Consider the following 14,786-nt stretch of genomic DNA (forward strand, 5'->3'; position numbering starts at 1 on the left):
GCACCGGCGTACGGCTCGACATCCGAGTCGTACGCCCTTTTTGTCCCCGTTTGCCAGGAAAACTGCCCGTCCGGCACGCGAATGTCGAGTTCTGCCACTATTGTGCGAGCTGTGCCTCGCCCATTGGGAGAACTCGAAGACGCGGTCATGACGCGGGTGTGGAAGTGGAACCGCCCGGTCACCGTTCGAGAAGTCCTGGAAGACCTTCAGCAGGAACGGTCCATCGCGTACACCACGGTGATGACCGTTTTGGACAATCTCCATCAGAAGGGCTGGGTGCGCCGCGAAGCGGAAGGCCGGGCCTATCGATATGAGGCCGTGTCCACACGGGCCGCGTACGCGGCCGCGCTGATGAACGACGCGTGGTCCCAGAGTGACAACCCCGCGGCCGCTCTCGTCGCGTTCTTCGGGATGATGAGCGACGAACAGCGACAGGCCCTGCGAGACGCGGTACGGATCGTCCAAGGACCGGAAGAGACGGCCGAACAGGAGAACCCCGGCTCCGCGCCCGACGACGGCGGGCGATAGCGTCCGCTCATGTCAGCAGAGAGCCCCGAAGGTCTCGAAGGTCCGGAAGTCAGCGCTAAAGCCATCACCGTCCGCCGGGCACGTACCGGCGATGTCACGGCCGTGCGTCGTCTCCTCGACACGTACGTGCGTGGCCGCATCCTGCTCGACAAAGCGACGGTCACGCTTTACGAGGACATCCAGGAGTTCTGGGTCGCCGAACGAGACGACAACGCGGAGGTCGTCGGCTGCGGTGCCCTGCACGTCATGTGGGAAGACCTCGCGGAAGTTCGTACTCTCGCGGTGAAGCCGGGCCTGAAGGGCGCCGGTGTCGGACACCAGTTGCTGGAGAAGTTGCTGCACACAGCGCGCTGGCTGGGTGTTCGCCGTGTTTTCTGCCTCACCTTCGAAGTCGACTTCTTCGCCAAGCACGGCTTCGTCGAGATCGGTGAGACGCCCGTGGACACGGATGTCTACGCGGAGCTGCTGCGTTCCTATGACGAGGGCGTCGCGGAGTTCCTCGGTCTCGAACGGGTGAAACCCAACACCTTGGGCAACAGCCGGATGCTTCTGCATCTGTGATCACCGATCACCGGAAGTATTCGGCCGCTCACCTTGCCCACGTTCCCTATGTCCGAAACGCGCATCCTCCCTGACTGTGCCTGACCGGCAGTCCCGCTGTCGAGGGGTTTGTGTTTTTCCCGGAAAAGCGGTTTGCTTTCCGACGTACTGCAGTACTGCATATAACAGGGGACGGCGAAACGGCGGACGCCGCAGACCCCAGGCCCTCAAGTTATGGATGAAAGGAAATCCGGTGGCACAGAAGGTTCAGGTCCTTCTTGTCGACGACCTCGACGGCGGCGAGGCGGACGAGACCGTTACGTTCGCGTTGGACGGCAAGACGTACGAGATCGATCTCACGACCGCGAATGCGGACAAGCTCCGCGGCCTTCTCGACCCTTACGTGAAGGGCGGTCGTCGCACCGGAGGCCGTGCTTCGGGTGGGCGTGGAAAGGCGCGCGCCGCTTCCGGTGGCAGCCAGGACACCGCGCAGATCCGGGCATGGGCGAAGGAGAACGGTTACGAGGTCAACGACCGCGGCCGTGTTCCCGCGTCCATCCGCGAGGCCTACGAGAAGGCCAACGCCTGATCACTGGCCGCAGCATCGGCCGGAGGCTGGGCGCACGCGCGCCGCAGCCACGACCGGTGGCAGTGCGCTGCCACCGTGCCCACGAGACGTACGAGATCGGGGGCGCCACCGACGCCCCCCGCGGCCGACAGCGTCGGCAGCGAGGCCTCGACCGCGCGCCCCGGTTCGGGGGGCCGCAGCCATACGGCGGCCCCCTGCAGGGTGTCCCCGCGGTCCGGTGGTGACGGCGCGTCCATGACGCCGCCCTCGCCGATCGCCCTCAGATCGGGCACCAGGCTTCCCCACTCCAGCCAGTCCAGCAGCCCCGGCAGCTCCTCCGCGCTGCCCGCCGCCACCAGCAGCCGCATCCGCTCGCCCTGGAGGGCCACCGGAGAGTACGGCGCGAGATGGCGCAGGCCCGCCCGGCCCGCTTCCGCCGGCACGTCCAGGACGTCGAAGCGCTCGCCCACGGAAAGCCGCAGCGGAGCACCCGGCCGCGCGGGCACCGTCGGCCACTCCAATTCGTTCTCGTACCAGTCGCGGATTCGCGAACCCGCCTCGAGAGGCCGGCGGGGGAGTGGGACCGTGAGATCCGAGATGACCGGGGGGTCGCTGCCAACCATGCCAATTGCAACCGCGAGAAGTGCCGTCGAGTTACGCTGGGTGTTCTTGCGAATGCGCAGAGTTTGGAAAATGGGGCGTGCGGGGGTGCGGGGAGGCGCAAGGTTGTTCGCCCATAGCGGAGGGACGGGGGGCGCGCGGCATGGAGTGTCAGTCCCAGCGGGTAAGACATCCCTAGTGGGAGGGGGCGACACGCAGGCAAGGTGGTCTCACGTTCGCCATCGGCGTACTGGCGAGTGGGGTAACTGCCTGGCCTGCGGGAACATCGTCTCGCACCATCGGGTTGGAGCAGATGTCGGCGTTCGGGGTCAGGAGGCCATCGACGGTGTCGGCAGTTGGAATGAGCGGTCCCCGCTTGCGGGACTAAGCTGCGGAAGGACAGGGAGGGGAAGTTCCCCCCACTGCCTGACCGCTCTGAGGAGCGATTAACGATGTTCGAGAGGTTCACCGACCGCGCGCGGCGGGTTGTCGTCCTGGCTCAGGAAGAAGCCCGGATGCTCAACCACAACTACATCGGCACCGAGCACATCCTCCTGGGCCTGATCCACGAGGGTGAGGGTGTCGCCGCCAAGGCCCTTGAGAGCCTCGGGATTTCGCTCGAGGCGGTCCGCCAGCAGGTGGAGGAGATCATCGGCCAGGGCCAGCAGGCCCCGTCCGGGCACATCCCCTTCACCCCCCGTGCCAAGAAGGTCCTGGAGCTGTCGCTCCGCGAGGCCCTTCAGCTGGGCCACAACTACATCGGCACGGAGCACATCCTGCTCGGCCTGATCCGTGAGGGCGAGGGCGTCGCCGCCCAGGTCCTGGTCAAGCTGGGCGCAGACCTCAACCGGGTGCGGCAGCAGGTGATCCAGCTGCTCTCCGGTTACCAGGGCAAGGAGACCGCCACCGCCGGCGGACCTGCCGAGGGCACGCCCTCGACGTCCCTGGTCCTCGACCAGTTCGGCCGGAACCTCACCCAGGCCGCTCGTGAGTCCAAGCTCGACCCGGTCATCGGGCGCGAGAAGGAGATCGAGCGGGTCATGCAGGTGCTGTCCCGCCGCACCAAGAACAACCCGGTGCTCATCGGTGAGCCCGGCGTCGGCAAGACCGCCGTCGTCGAGGGCCTCGCCCAGGCCATTGTCAAGGGCGAGGTGCCCGAGACCCTCAAGGACAAGCACCTCTACACCCTGGACCTCGGCGCGCTGGTCGCCGGCTCCCGCTACCGCGGTGACTTCGAGGAGCGCCTGAAGAAGGTGCTCAAGGAGATCCGCACCCGCGGCGACATCATCCTGTTCATCGACGAGCTGCACACGCTGGTCGGTGCGGGTGCCGCCGAGGGCGCCATCGACGCCGCTTCGATCCTGAAGCCGATGCTGGCCCGCGGTGAGCTGCAGACCATCGGTGCGACCACGCTGGACGAGTACCGCAAGCACCTGGAGAAGGACGCGGCCCTGGAGCGCCGCTTCCAGCCCATCCAGGTCGCGGAGCCGTCCCTGCCGCACACGATCGAGATCCTCAAGGGTCTGCGCGACCGGTACGAGGCCCACCACCGCGTCTCCATCACGGACGAGGCGCTGGTCCAGGCGGCCACCCTGGCCGACCGCTACATCTCGGACCGCTTCCTGCCGGACAAGGCGATCGACCTGATCGACGAGGCCGGTTCCCGGATGCGCATCCGCCGGATGACGGCTCCGCCGGACCTGCGCGAGTTCGACGAGAAGATCGCGGGCGTGCGCCGCGACAAGGAGTCCGCGATCGACTCGCAGGACTTCGAGAAGGCCGCCTCCCTGCGCGACAAGGAGAAGCAGCTCCTCGCCGCCAAGGCCAAGCGCGAGAAGGAGTGGAAGGCCGGCGACATGGACGTCGTCGCCGAGGTCGACGGCGAGCTGATCGCCGAGGTCCTCGCGACCGCCACCGGCATCCCGGTCTTCAAGCTGACCGAGGAGGAGTCCTCGCGTCTGCTGCGCATGGAGGACGAGCTCCACAAGCGGGTCATCGGTCAGAAGGACGCCGTCAAGGCGCTGTCGAAGGCGATCCGCCGTACGCGTGCCGGTCTGAAGGACCCGAAGCGTCCGGGTGGCTCGTTCATCTTCGCCGGCCCGTCCGGTGTCGGTAAGACCGAGCTGTCCAAGGCGCTCGCCGAGTTCCTCTTCGGTGACGAGGACGCGCTGATCTCCCTCGACATGTCGGAGTTCAGTGAGAAGCACACGGTCTCCCGGCTCTTCGGTTCGCCCCCCGGCTACGTGGGCTACGAAGAGGGCGGCCAGCTGACCGAGAAGGTCCGCCGCAAGCCGTTCTCCGTCGTCCTGTTCGACGAGGTCGAGAAGGCCCACCCGGACATCTTCAACTCGCTGCTGCAGATCCTGGAGGACGGTCGCCTGACCGACTCCCAGGGCCGGGTCGTGGACTTCAAGAACACGGTCATCATCATGACGACCAACCTCGGCACGCGGGACATCTCGAAGGGCTTCAACCTGGGCTTCGCGGCCTCGGGCGACACGAAGTCCAACTACGAGCGCATGAAGAACAAGGTGTCGGACGAGCTCAAGCAGCACTTCCGCCCCGAGTTCCTCAACCGCGTCGACGACGTCGTCGTCTTCCCGCAGCTGACGCAGGAGGACATCCTCGCGATCGTCGACCTGATGATCAGCAAGGTGGACGAGCGCCTGAAGGACCGGGACATGGGCATCGAGCTCTCCCAGTCCGCCAAGGAGCTGCTCTCCCAGAAGGGTTACGACCCCGTGCTGGGCGCCCGGCCGCTGCGCCGGACCATCCAGCGCGAGATCGAGGACACCCTCTCGGAGAAGATCCTCTTCGGCGAGCTGCGTCCCGGCCACATCGTGGTCGTCGACACGGAGGGCGAGGGCGAGACCAAGACCTTCACCTTCCGCGGCGAGGAGAAGTCGGCCCTGCCGGACGTCCCGCCGATCGAGCAGGCGGCCGGCGGAGCGGGCCCGAACCTGAGCAAGGAGGCGTAAGCCTCACGGCGACGCCAGAAGGGGCCGGTGCTTTCGGGCACCGGCCCCTTTCGCATGCCCGCGGCTCGGCGGGCTAGGACAACTGACCGTCGTAGTCCGGCAGTTTGAAGGCCTTGTCGGCGTGGCCGCCCGAGAGGTCGGTCGCGCTGTTGCCGATGTTGGCGATGATGTCGTAGCCCTTGTTCTCGATGGCGACGCGCTGGGCGGTCTTGTAGGCGGCGACGTCCTTGAAGAGGTCGACGAGGCCGCGGACGTAGAGGCCGGACACCTGGTAGCCGTCGTGCTCCAGGTTGTACTCGGTGGGCAGATAGATGATGCCGGGGCGGGCGGTGACGAAGAACAGGGAGACGCCGTGCTGCTGGGCGTACTGGGCGACGCTCAGGACGGGCTTGTTGGCCGGCTGCGGCCAGCTGAAGCCGAAGTCGGTCTCCAGGGCGGTGTTGTCGATGTCGAGGACGATGGCCTGCTTCTCGCCCGCCCCGGCGGCGGCGATGCGCTCCTTGACGTACGGGAGGGCCTGGTCCATCACGCCCTGGCAGTCCTTCTGCCAGGTGGCGTAGTCGACGCTTGCGGTGCTCGTCGCCGCGTTCGCGGGGGCGGCCAGCGCCACCAGGGCCGAGGCGGAGACGGTGATGACGGCTGTGCGGCGAGCCCAGGGGCGTCGGCTTGTCATGGGGGGTCCTCTCGCGTCCGTATGTCGTTGTCCTGTGCATGTTCGAGGGCAAGGGTGGCGCGAGGGGAACCGTAGGGTTACCGACGGGTAAGTGACCAGAGATGTACGTCACATGGGGCCACCGATACTTTCGGAGCCGGTGACATGCCGCACAGGGGATCGGGCCGGTACTACGGCCGATAGTGCTGCGGCAGGGCCTTTTTCGTCGTAGAACATCAAGTTTCGCGCTCAATTACTAGAGTGCGTCGTAGATGTCCCATTTTGGGATTGATGTGGGCTCGGGTTACCAAGGATCTGCCCATCCGGCGGCTGCTTGCGCACCGGGTGGTTCTTTTCTGCTCCCGATCCCCTGAGGTCTCGATGTCCCCGCGTGTCACGTCCCGTTCTTCCCGTACGTCCGCCCTGCGCACCCGTGCGGCCGTCCTGGCCGCCGGCTTCGGTATGTCGGCCGTGCTGGGTGCCGGGGTCGCGGTCGCCGCCGACACCACCTCGGCGACCAACTCCGCCTCCGCCTCCGTCTCCGGCGTGGCGAGCGCCGTCGAGGCGCAGGCGGCGGCCCAGGCCAAGGCCGCCAAGGCCGCCGCGGCCGCGAAGGCCAAGGCCGCGGCAGCGAAGAAGGCGGCCGCCAAGAAGGCCGAGGCCGCGAAGAAGGCGGCCGCCAGGAAGGCCGCCGCGAAGAAGAAGGCGGCTGCCAAGGCCGCCGCGAAGAGGGCCGCCTCCTGGGTCCACCCGGTCCGGAAGTACACGCTCTCCGCCAAGTTCGCCCAGGCCGGCGGCATGTGGCAGTCCACCCACAGTGGCCAGGACTTCGCCGTGGCCAGCGGCACCGAGGTCGTCGCCGCGCACGGCGGCACCGTGGTCAAGGCCGGCTCGAACGGCGCCGGTGACGGCCCGGCGTACGGCAACGCCATCGTCATCCGGCACGGCAACGGCACGTACTCGCAGTACGCCCACCTCTCGCGGATCGACGTCAGGGTCGGCCAGGTCGTCCGGACGGGCCAGCACATCGCCCTGTCCGGCAACACCGGCAACTCCAGCGGACCGCACCTGCACTTCGAGATCCGCAGGACCGCCAACTACGGGTCGGCGATCGACCCGGTGGCCTTCCTGCGCTCCAAGGGCCTGGGCGTCTGAGCCGTCAGTCCTCGGCGTGCGTGCCCTGGTGGGCCTGAACCACCAGGGCCGTCGCCACCTCCAGGACCGCCTCGCGCTTCTCCTCGTCGGTGCCCGGCAGGTCGTTGAGGGCGAACATCCCGGCGTGCATCGCGAACACCGCGCTGATGCAGCGGACCTGGTCGACGAGCGCGGCGTCCGGGTCGATGAGGATGTCGCGCATGCCCATCATGCGGTTGCGGAACATCTCGCCGATGCGCAGTTCCTTCACCGTCGCCTGGTTCTCCTGCATGAAGCGGAAGAGCGGCAGGGCCTGGGACAGGGCCTCGTTGTAGCGGCGGATGATCTCCTGCTTGGTCTCCAGCGTGTGCGGCTGGAGCTTTCCCCACTCGATCAGCTCCTCGATCGGCTCGGACAGGTCCTCGAAGATGCTGACGAGGATCTCTTCCTTCGTCTTGAAGTGGTAGTAGAGCGCCGCCTTGGTGACGTCCAGGCTCTCGGCGATCTCGCGCAGCGAGGTCTTCTCGTAGCCCTGTTCCGCGAAGAGTTCGAGCGCCACGTCCTGGATGCGCTGGCGAGTGTTGCCGCGGCGCTGCCGCTTGGTGCCGTCCATCGTGCCGCCCATTGTCGCGCTCCTCACGCCCCCTGCGAACTTACTTGTCGCCCGACTAGAAAACTTACTTGACGCCCGGCTAGTTACGGGTCTACTTTCCTCAGTGTAGTCAACTAGCCGGGCGGCAAGTAAGTGCCCGCCCGGGAGGAAGTGTGCAGGACTGTAGGGGAGTGGGATCGATGGCGGACACAGAGACGGTAGAGACCAAGCCGGACAAACAGCCGAAGAGTGTGCGCGTCGTCCTGCTCGCGCTCATGATCACCATGATGCTCGCGATGCTGGACAACATGATCGTGGGCACCGCGATGCCGACGATCGTGGGCGAGCTCGGCGGCCTCGAGCACCTGTCGTGGGTGGTGACGGCGTACACGCTGGCCACCGCGGCGGCCACCCCGGTCTGGGGCAAGCTCGGTGACATGTTCGGCCGCAAGACGACGTTCATGACCTCGATCGTGATCTTCCTGATCGGCTCGGCGCTCAGCGGCATGGCCCAGGACATGGGCCAGCTGATCGGCTTCCGGGCCGTGCAGGGCCTCGGCGCCGGTGGTCTGATGGTCGGCGTCATGGCGATCATCGGTGACCTGATCCCGCCCCGGGAGCGGGGCAAGTACCAGGGCATGATGGCCGGCGTCATGGCCATCGCGATGATCGGCGGACCGCTGGTCGGCGGCACCATCACCGACAACTGGGGCTGGCGCTGGGCGTTCTACATCAACCTGCCGCTCGGCGTGGTCTCCCTCGGCCTGATCAGCGCGGTGCTGCACCTGCCCAAGAAGCGGGCCAAGGCCGGCATCGACTACCTCGGCGTGATCCTGCTGACCGTCGGCATCACCTCGATCGTCCTGGTCACCACCTGGGGCGGCTCGCAGTACGCCTGGACCTCCGCGCGGATCATGGAGCTGATCGGCATCGGCGTGGCCGCGCTGATCGGGTTCGTGTTCTGGCAGACCAAGGCCGCCGAGCCGGTCGTGCCGCTGCACATCTTCCGCAGCCGCAACTTCACCCTGATGTCGATCATCGGCTTCATCACGGGCTTCGTGATGTTCGGCGCCACGCTCTACCTGCCGCTGTACCAGCAGTCCGTGCAGGGCGCCTCCGCCACGAACTCCGGTCTGCTGCTGCTGCCGATGCTGGGCGCCATGCTCGTGACCTCGATGGTCGCCGGCCGGGTGACCACGAACACCGGACGCTACAAGCTGTTTCCGGTCGTCGGCAGCGTCCTGATGATCGTCGGGCTGTACCTGCTGTCCACCATGGACACCGGCACCACGCGGTTCACCTCCGGCGTCTTCATGGCGGTCGTCGGCCTGGGCATGGGCTGCCTGATGCAGATCACCATGCTGGTCGCGCAGAACAGCGTCGAGATGAAGGACATGGGCGTCGCGTCCTCCTCGACCACCCTGTTCCGTACGCTCGGCTCCTCCTTCGGCGTCGCGATCATGGGTGCCCTGTTCAACAACCGCGTCCAGCACGTGATGGCCGAGCGGGCCGGAGCACTGGGCTCGAAGATCACCGAGAAGTCGGCGTCGCTGGACGCCAAGAGCCTGGCCAAGCTGCCGGCGGCGGCGCGCGAGGCATACCAGCACGCGGTGTCCGCGGGTGTCCACTCGGCGTTCCTGCTCGGCTCGGTGGTGGCCGTGGTCGCCCTGATCGCGGCGGTGTTCGTCAAGGAGGTCGCGCTGCGCGGCACCGGACCGAAGAGCGAGGGCTCGACCGAGGACGCGGCGGTGCAGCCGCCGGTCGTCGAGGCCGTCTGATCCCGCAGTGACCCGAAGGCCCCCGGCAGGTGTCCGCCCCGGGGGCCTTCGTCATGTCCAGGACCCGAGGGCCGGGCACGGGCCGCCGTCGGTCGCCGCGTCCCCCGCACGCCACGGGTCGTTGTCAGTGCCGCGTGCCACCATCACGGTATGGACAAGATGCGGCAGCTGAGGCTGGCGAAGGACGCCATGGACCGGGACTGGGCCGATCCCGGGCTGGACCTCGACGCCGTCGCCGCGCATGCCGGGTACTCCCGCTTCCACTTCCTGCGGGCCTTCAAGGAGGCCTACGGCGAGACGCCCCGGCAGTACCTGACGCACCGCCGGATCGAGCGCGCCGAGGAGATGCTGCGCAGCGCGGACCTGAGCGTCACCGAGATCTGCCACCTCGTCGGCTTCAGCAGCCTCGGGACGTTCTCGGCCCGCTTCAAGACCCGCACCGGCCTGACACCGAGCGAGTACCGCACCGAGCACGTCGGCAGGGGAGCCGCGCTCATACCCGGCTGCTACGCGATGCTGTGGGCCGGCGGGTTCCCGCGCAGGCAGAGCAACTCCGAAGAAGCGCCCTGAACCCCGCCCTGCCTACGGTGGCGGACAGGACGACGGCACCGAACAGGGAGAGCACAGTCATGATCCTCGGTCTCGGCATCAGCACCGTGTGGACCTTCGACCAGCAGCGCACCAAGGCCTTCTTCACCGAGAAACTGGACTTCGAGGTCCGCAACGAGGTCTCCATGGGAGAGATGAAGTGGGTCACGGTCGCGGCGAAGGACCAGCCCGACCTGGAACTCACCCTGATGAGCCTCGACGGGCCCGGACTCGATCCCGAGTCCGCCGCGGCGCTGAAGAAACTCGTCAGCAAGGGGGTGCTGGGGGCCGGCGCGTTCCGTACCGACGACTGCCGCGGCGACTACGAGACCTTCAGGGCGCGCGGGGTGGAGTTCCTGCAGGCCCCGCAGGAACGGCCGTACGGCATCGAGGCGATCTTCCGTGACGACAACGGCAACTGGTACTCGCTGACCGAGCGCAGCGAGGAGCTGGACTTCTCCAAGGACTTCGGGTGAGCGTCGGGGAGAAGATCGCACCGGAGCACACCGCCGTGCGGGTCGCCCTGTGGCGGGCCCTGCACCTGCGGGCCGACGCGCCGCCGCACGTCATCGAGGACGAGGTCGGGCTGCGGATCGCGGACCCGGGGGAGGGATGGCGGGAGCGGCCCGACATGGACGTCGACGCCACGCGCCGAACCCGGGCGTCCATCGTCGCCCGCGCCCGGTTCGTCGAGGACCTGGTGGGGGAGCTGGCAGAGCACGGGGTGGGGCAGTACGTGGTCCTCGGCGCCGGGCTGGACACGTTCGCCCAGCGGCGGGCGGCGGACGCCGAGCGGCTGGGCCTGCGGGTCTTCGAGGTCGACCGGCCGGGCCCGCAGGCCTGGAAGCGGCGACGGCTGGCCGGCCTCGGCCTGGAGATACCGGAATGGCTGCGGTTCGTGCCCGTCGACTTCGAGGGCGACTGGTGGGGGCGGCTGAGCGAGGCGGGACTCGATCCCGCACGGCCCGCGGTCGTGGCCTCCGCGGGGGTCACGATGTACCTCAGCCAGGACGCGGTCACGGCCACCTTCCGGCTGGTCGCCGGGCTGGCCCCGGGCTCGACGTTCGTCACGACCTTCCTGCGGCCCGTCGAGGACGTGGAGCCGGAGCAGCAGGCGCAGCTGCGGGTGGCGATGGAGGGCGCCCGCGCGGCGGGCACCCCCTTCCTCAGCTTCTACCGGCCCGCACGGATACTCGCCCTGGCCCGCGAGGCGGGCTTCCACCAGGCCCGCCATGTGTCGGCGGCGGACCTGGAGAAGCGGTACTTCACCGAGCGCACGGACGGCCTGCGGCCCTCACGCGGGGAAGAGCTGCTCGTCGCCACGGTCTGACGGCGGTACGGCAGCGGCTACGGCAGCATCGGGTAGCTGCCCGTGTTGGTCGGCGCGTGTTCCGGGAGCCACAGGACCGCCACCGCGCCCTCCGCCGGCACATGGTCCGGGGATCCGGCCGGGCGGACGTTGCGGAAGGTCAGCCGGGCGCCCAGCACCCGCGCCTGGCCGGCCGCGATCGTCAGGCCGAGACCGTGCCCGTGGCCCGACCGGTCGCTGCTGCCGGTGCGGAAGCGGCTCGGGCCGTCGGCCAGCAGGTCGGCGGGGAAGCCGGGCCCGTGGTCGCGGACGCGGATCACCCGGCCCTCGACGGTGACCTGGATCGGCGGCTTGCCGTGCCGGGCGGCGTTGGCGAGCAGGTTGAACAGGACGCGCTCCAGGCGGCGCGGGTCGGTCGTGACCATCGACTCGTGCACCACCCGCACCTCGATGTCCGGGTCCTTCGCCGCCACCCGCCGGGTGACGAACTCGCCCAGCAGGAGGTCCTGCAGCTCGGCCCGCTCGGAGGCCCCGTCCAGCCGGGCCACCTCCAGGACGTCCTCGACGAGGGTGCGCATCGCCTTGGCGCGGTCCAGGACCAGCTCGGTGGGGCGGCCGGGCGGCAGCAGCTCGGCCGCCGTCAGCAGACCCGTCACCGGCGTGCGCAGTTCGTGCGCGATGTCCGCCGTGACCCGGCGCTCCGCCTCCAGGCGCTGCTGCAGCGCGTCCGCCATGGCGTCCACGGCGCTGGCCAGGTCGTCGGTCTCGTCCCGGACCACACCGCCGATCGCGGCCCGCACGCGCACGTCCGTCTCGCCCTTGGCGACCTGGTTCGCGGCGGCCGCCGCCTTGCGCAGCCGGCGCGAGAACTGGCCGCCGATGAGCACGCCGAGCGCGCTGCCGCCGAGGACGACCGCGATGGACCCGATGACCAGCGCCTGGTCGAGGTCCTTGAGGATGTCCGTGCTGCGGTCGGTGAACCCCGTGTGCAGGGACAGCACATGGCCGTCCTTGACGGGGACGGCGGCCCAGATGTCCGGCACGCCGCTGTGCCGCTCGGTGACGTACGTGGCCCGCCGGCCCTCGTCGACCTTCTCCCGCAGCGCCCTCGGCAGATCGGGGTCGTCCCGCTGGAGGTTCGGGAAGTTCAGCCGGCCGGACAGTTCGTAGTTGCGCTGGGCGATCTGCAGCCGCTCGTCGGCGAGGTCGCGCGCGTTGTCCAGCATCGACACCCGGGCCGCGTTGTGCACGACCAGGCTGAGCGTGATCGCGATCAGCGCACCGACCAGCGCGATGGCGGCGCTGAGCTTCCAGCGCAGGCCGGTACGGATACCGCCCGCCTCACGTGTCCCCGGGCTCCGGAAGGTCCCCCGCATGTCCGTCGCCGTCCCCGTTCAGGCCTTCAACTTGTAGCCGAAGCCGCGGACCGTCTCGATCCGGTCCTGGCCGATCTTCGTACGCAGCCGCTGTACATGGACGTCGACCACGCGCGTGTCCCCGCCCCAGCCGTAGTCCCATACGCGCTCCAGCAGCTTGTCGCGGGAGAGGACCGTGCCCGGCGCCGAGGAGAACTCCAGGAGCAGCCGCATCTCGGTCGGGGTGAGCGCCACCGGCTGCCCGGCCCGGCGCACCTCCATGCCCTCGGTGTCGATCTCCAGTTCGCCGAAGGTCAGCACCCCGCCGGACATCCCGTCGGCGCCCTCGTCGGGCTTCTCGCCGCCGCCGGCGTGACCGAAGCGCCGCAACACCGCGCGGATCCGGGCGACCAGCACGGCGCCGTCGAACGGCTTGGTCACGTAGTCGTCGGCGCCCGCCTCCAGGCCGAGGACCACGTCGATCGAGTCGGCGCGCGCCGACAGCATGATCACCGGCACGGTCGACTCGTCGCGGATACGACGGCACAGGCTGACCCCGTCGAGTCCGGGCACCATGACGTCGAGCAGCGCGATGTCCGGGCGGTTCGCCCGGAACGCCTCCAGCCCCGACAGGCCGTCGGGCATCGCGGTGACCGCGAAGCCGTCCCGCTCCAGGGCGAGCTGGGTGGCCTCGCGGATGACGTCGTCGTCCTCGACGAACAGGACGTGGGTCTGGTCTGCCATCCCGGTGCTCTCAGTTCTTGTCTCGGTCGTGGTGGAGGTGTACGGCCTGCTGCAGATGAATCGTTCCGCGGGGGCCGATCGGTTCACTCGTCCTCGCGGCGAGGCCGACCCTACGACGAGGGCGACGCGCCGCCTCCGACCGCGTTGCTGTAGTCGTTGCGCGTGTGGAACCGCTCGGTGAAGCGGCCCGATGACCAGCTGTACGTCGTCACGATCTCGCCGGACGGGCTCGACACCGGGTCACCCTTCTCGTACACCTGCTTGGTCACCACCAGGTCGCCGCGGTCGATCTCCGCGTAGACCGGGGGTTCCTCGGCCTGGAACACATTCTCGTACCGGCCGCCCTGCCGGCGATACACGTACGAGCCCACGCCCACCGCGTCCCCGCAGGTCAGCACATTGACGACGACGTCGTCGGCCGCTCCTCCGGTGAGATCCCCGTACGACACGTCGACCGGGTACTCGTCGGCCACGCACGGCTTCAGCTCGCGCTTGACCTCCGCCGAGACCGTGGGGTCGTCCTTGACGAGCTTGACCGCGTCCACCCGCTTGGCGGCCTTCGACGGGGCAGGGCTGCTGGACGAGGGCGTGGCGGCGGCGCCCGCGACCGAGTCCGCGTGCGCCGGACCCTCGTCACGGGCGCCGGTGCCGCCCGTTGCGCAGGCGGACGCCAAAAGCCCGACGGCGGCGAGCACGGCCACCGCCGTGCACGCCGCCCGAAGGTTCCCCCGGCCCGGTTCGGGCCCGGCGGGGGTCAGACCGCGCAACGCTCCCGCTCCTCATGCTCCAGCGCGCGTGCGTCCAGGTCGCGGCTCTCCAGCTCCTCGCGGAGCCGGGCGAGCGCCCGGTGCAGCGTGCTCTTGACCGTGCCGGCCGACATGCCGAGGGCGGCGGCCGTCTCCTCCGTGGACATCTGCTCCCAGTGTCGCAGCACCACGACGCTGCGCTGCTTCGGTGCCAGAACTTTCATGATGTCCATCAGGAGCGCGCGGTCGGCGTGCTGCTCGGTGGAGTCGTCGACGCTCGCGTCCGGCAGCTGCTCGGTCGGGACCTCCTCCAGCTTGCGCGCCCGCCACCACTCGGTCCGCGTGTTGATCATCACGCGGCGCAGATAGGCGTCCGCGAGGCGCTTGTCCGCGATGCCGTCCCAGCGGCCGTACGTCCGCACCAGCGCCGTCTGGAGGAGGTCCTGGGCGTCCGTCGGGTCCGGGACCAGCCGGCGCGCGCTGCGCAGCAGCGCGTCCTGCCGGGTGCGGACATACTCCTCGAACTCGAGCACCTCGCCCTGCGCCATGTCGAACCGCCTCCTGATCCCCGTTTCCGTCGGCCCCTCGCCGTCGGTCCGTTCCGTGGGAATGAAGCTACGGAGGCGTTGTCACGGCGCTGTGCGCGGCAGCCCTCGGCTGGCAATCGGCTGTAC

General features: G+C 68.9%; 16 protein-coding genes. 9 read left to right on the forward strand and 7 right to left on the reverse strand.

Annotated features, from left to right (window positions below; translation table 11 throughout):
• Positions 1-123: 123 nt before the first annotated feature.
• The 3 genes from FBY22_RS42915 to FBY22_RS42925 all read left to right on the forward strand — a co-directional run bounded on the left by FBY22_RS42915 (position 124) and on the right by FBY22_RS42925 (position 1,657).
• Positions 124-528, forward strand: coding sequence for a BlaI/MecI/CopY family transcriptional regulator (locus tag FBY22_RS42915; protein WP_142154706.1), 405 nt, complete (start codon positions 124-126; stop codon positions 526-528).
• Between the two features lie 9 nt (positions 529-537).
• On the forward strand, positions 538-1,089 hold the full coding sequence (locus tag FBY22_RS42920; protein ID WP_142154248.1) for an amino-acid N-acetyltransferase: 552 nt from the start codon (positions 538-540) through the stop codon (positions 1,087-1,089).
• Between the two features lie 232 nt (positions 1,090-1,321).
• A complete protein-coding gene (locus tag FBY22_RS42925) occupies positions 1,322-1,657 on the forward strand; it encodes an Lsr2 family protein (protein WP_030959275.1) in 336 nt (111 codons plus the stop codon).
• Here FBY22_RS42925 and FBY22_RS42930 read toward each other — a convergent pair.
• Positions 1,636-2,259, reverse strand: coding sequence for an SCO3374 family protein (locus tag FBY22_RS42930; protein ID WP_142154250.1), 624 nt, complete (start codon positions 2,257-2,259; stop codon positions 1,636-1,638). The two genes, FBY22_RS42925 and FBY22_RS42930, sit on opposite strands and share 22 nt — an antisense overlap.
• 429 nt (positions 2,260-2,688) lie before the next feature.
• Here FBY22_RS42930 and FBY22_RS42940 point away from each other — a divergent pair, with 429 nt between their 5' ends.
• Positions 2,689-5,214 carry an ATP-dependent Clp protease ATP-binding subunit gene (locus FBY22_RS42940; protein WP_142154252.1) on the forward strand — a complete coding sequence of 842 codons (2,526 nt, stop codon included), beginning with the start codon at positions 2,689-2,691 and terminating at the stop codon, positions 5,212-5,214.
• Positions 5,215-5,287: 73 nt separating this feature from the next.
• On the opposite strand, the gene FBY22_RS42945 is transcribed toward FBY22_RS42940, so the two are convergent.
• Positions 5,288-5,887 (reverse strand): HAD family acid phosphatase, encoded by a 600-nt coding sequence (locus tag FBY22_RS42945; protein ID WP_142154254.1) that lies wholly within the window; start codon positions 5,885-5,887, stop codon positions 5,288-5,290.
• 360 nt (positions 5,888-6,247) lie between these two features.
• Between FBY22_RS42945 and FBY22_RS42950 the strand changes: the two genes are divergently transcribed.
• Complete coding sequence (locus tag FBY22_RS42950) at positions 6,248-7,021, forward strand: M23 family metallopeptidase (protein ID WP_142154256.1); 774 nt, start codon at positions 6,248-6,250, stop codon at positions 7,019-7,021.
• Between the two features lie 4 nt (positions 7,022-7,025).
• On the opposite strand, the gene FBY22_RS42955 is transcribed toward FBY22_RS42950, so the two are convergent.
• A complete protein-coding gene (locus tag FBY22_RS42955; RefSeq protein WP_142154258.1) occupies positions 7,026-7,625 on the reverse strand; it encodes a TetR/AcrR family transcriptional regulator in 600 nt (199 codons plus the stop codon).
• Between the two features lie 167 nt (positions 7,626-7,792).
• Between FBY22_RS42955 and FBY22_RS42960 the strand changes: the two genes are divergently transcribed.
• The 4 genes from FBY22_RS42960 to FBY22_RS42975 all read left to right on the forward strand — a co-directional run bounded on the left by FBY22_RS42960 (position 7,793) and on the right by FBY22_RS42975 (position 11,288).
• Positions 7,793-9,370: an MDR family MFS transporter gene (locus FBY22_RS42960; RefSeq protein WP_142154260.1), complete on the forward strand. Its 1,578-nt coding sequence runs from the start codon at positions 7,793-7,795 to the stop codon at positions 9,368-9,370.
• 150 nt (positions 9,371-9,520) lie between these two features.
• Positions 9,521-9,940 carry a helix-turn-helix transcriptional regulator gene (locus FBY22_RS42965; protein WP_142154262.1) on the forward strand — a complete coding sequence of 140 codons (420 nt, stop codon included), beginning with the start codon at positions 9,521-9,523 and terminating at the stop codon, positions 9,938-9,940.
• 59 nt (positions 9,941-9,999) lie between these two features.
• A complete protein-coding gene (locus tag FBY22_RS42970; RefSeq protein WP_142154264.1) occupies positions 10,000-10,434 on the forward strand; it encodes a VOC family protein in 435 nt (144 codons plus the stop codon).
• A complete protein-coding gene (locus tag FBY22_RS42975) occupies positions 10,431-11,288 on the forward strand; it encodes a class I SAM-dependent methyltransferase (protein WP_142154266.1) in 858 nt (285 codons plus the stop codon). Before FBY22_RS42970 ends, FBY22_RS42975 begins: the two co-directional genes overlap by 4 nt.
• A 17-nt stretch (positions 11,289-11,305) precedes the next feature.
• Here the strand turns inward: FBY22_RS42975 and cseC are convergent, their stop codons facing one another.
• From cseC to FBY22_RS42995, 4 genes are all read right to left on the reverse strand, one after another.
• Positions 11,306-12,643, reverse strand: a complete 1,338-nt coding sequence (gene cseC / locus FBY22_RS42980; RefSeq protein WP_142154268.1) for a two-component system sensor histidine kinase CseC — start codon at positions 12,641-12,643, stop codon at positions 11,306-11,308.
• Positions 12,644-12,661: 18 nt separating this feature from the next.
• Positions 12,662-13,366 carry a two-component system response regulator CseB gene (cseB, locus tag FBY22_RS42985; RefSeq protein WP_142154270.1) on the reverse strand — a complete coding sequence of 235 codons (705 nt, stop codon included), beginning with the start codon at positions 13,364-13,366 and terminating at the stop codon, positions 12,662-12,664.
• 110 nt (positions 13,367-13,476) lie between these two features.
• A complete protein-coding gene (locus FBY22_RS42990; RefSeq protein WP_142154272.1) occupies positions 13,477-14,133 on the reverse strand; it encodes a hypothetical protein in 657 nt (218 codons plus the stop codon).
• On the reverse strand, positions 14,121-14,660 hold the full coding sequence (locus tag FBY22_RS42995; RefSeq protein WP_142154274.1) for a SigE family RNA polymerase sigma factor: 540 nt from the start codon (positions 14,658-14,660) through the stop codon (positions 14,121-14,123). The genes FBY22_RS42990 and FBY22_RS42995 overlap by 13 nt, the downstream gene beginning before the upstream one ends.
• Between the last annotated feature and the right edge of the window lie 126 nt (positions 14,661-14,786).

Origin of the sequence: Streptomyces sp. SLBN-31, from assembly GCF_006715395.1 — a bacterium.
GTDB lineage: Bacteria > Actinomycetota > Actinomycetes > Streptomycetales > Streptomycetaceae > Streptomyces.

Bases quoted from the DNA above. Each gene is read 5' to 3' on its own strand.
- FBY22_RS42920 (WP_142154248.1), top strand. From the start codon at position 538: ATGTCAGCAGAGAGCCCCGAAGGTCTCGAAGGTCCGGAAGTCAGCGCT.
- FBY22_RS42930 (WP_142154250.1), bottom strand. From the start codon at position 2,259: ATGGTTGGCAGCGACCCCCCGGTCATCTCGGATCTCACGGTCCCACTC.
- FBY22_RS42940 (WP_142154252.1), top strand. From the start codon at position 2,689: ATGTTCGAGAGGTTCACCGACCGCGCGCGGCGGGTTGTCGTCCTGGCT.
- FBY22_RS42945 (WP_142154254.1), bottom strand. From the start codon at position 5,887: ATGACAAGCCGACGCCCCTGGGCTCGCCGCACAGCCGTCATCACCGTC.
- FBY22_RS42950 (WP_142154256.1), top strand. From the start codon at position 6,248: ATGTCCCCGCGTGTCACGTCCCGTTCTTCCCGTACGTCCGCCCTGCGC.
- FBY22_RS42955 (WP_142154258.1), bottom strand. From the start codon at position 7,625: ATGGGCGGCACGATGGACGGCACCAAGCGGCAGCGCCGCGGCAACACT.
- FBY22_RS42960 (WP_142154260.1), top strand. From the start codon at position 7,793: ATGGCGGACACAGAGACGGTAGAGACCAAGCCGGACAAACAGCCGAAG.
- FBY22_RS42965 (WP_142154262.1), top strand. From the start codon at position 9,521: ATGGACAAGATGCGGCAGCTGAGGCTGGCGAAGGACGCCATGGACCGG.
- FBY22_RS42970 (WP_142154264.1), top strand. From the start codon at position 10,000: ATGATCCTCGGTCTCGGCATCAGCACCGTGTGGACCTTCGACCAGCAG.
- cseC (WP_142154268.1), bottom strand. From the start codon at position 12,643: ATGCGGGGGACCTTCCGGAGCCCGGGGACACGTGAGGCGGGCGGTATC.
- cseB (WP_142154270.1), bottom strand. From the start codon at position 13,366: ATGGCAGACCAGACCCACGTCCTGTTCGTCGAGGACGACGACGTCATC.
- FBY22_RS42995 (WP_142154274.1), bottom strand. From the start codon at position 14,660: ATGGCGCAGGGCGAGGTGCTCGAGTTCGAGGAGTATGTCCGCACCCGG.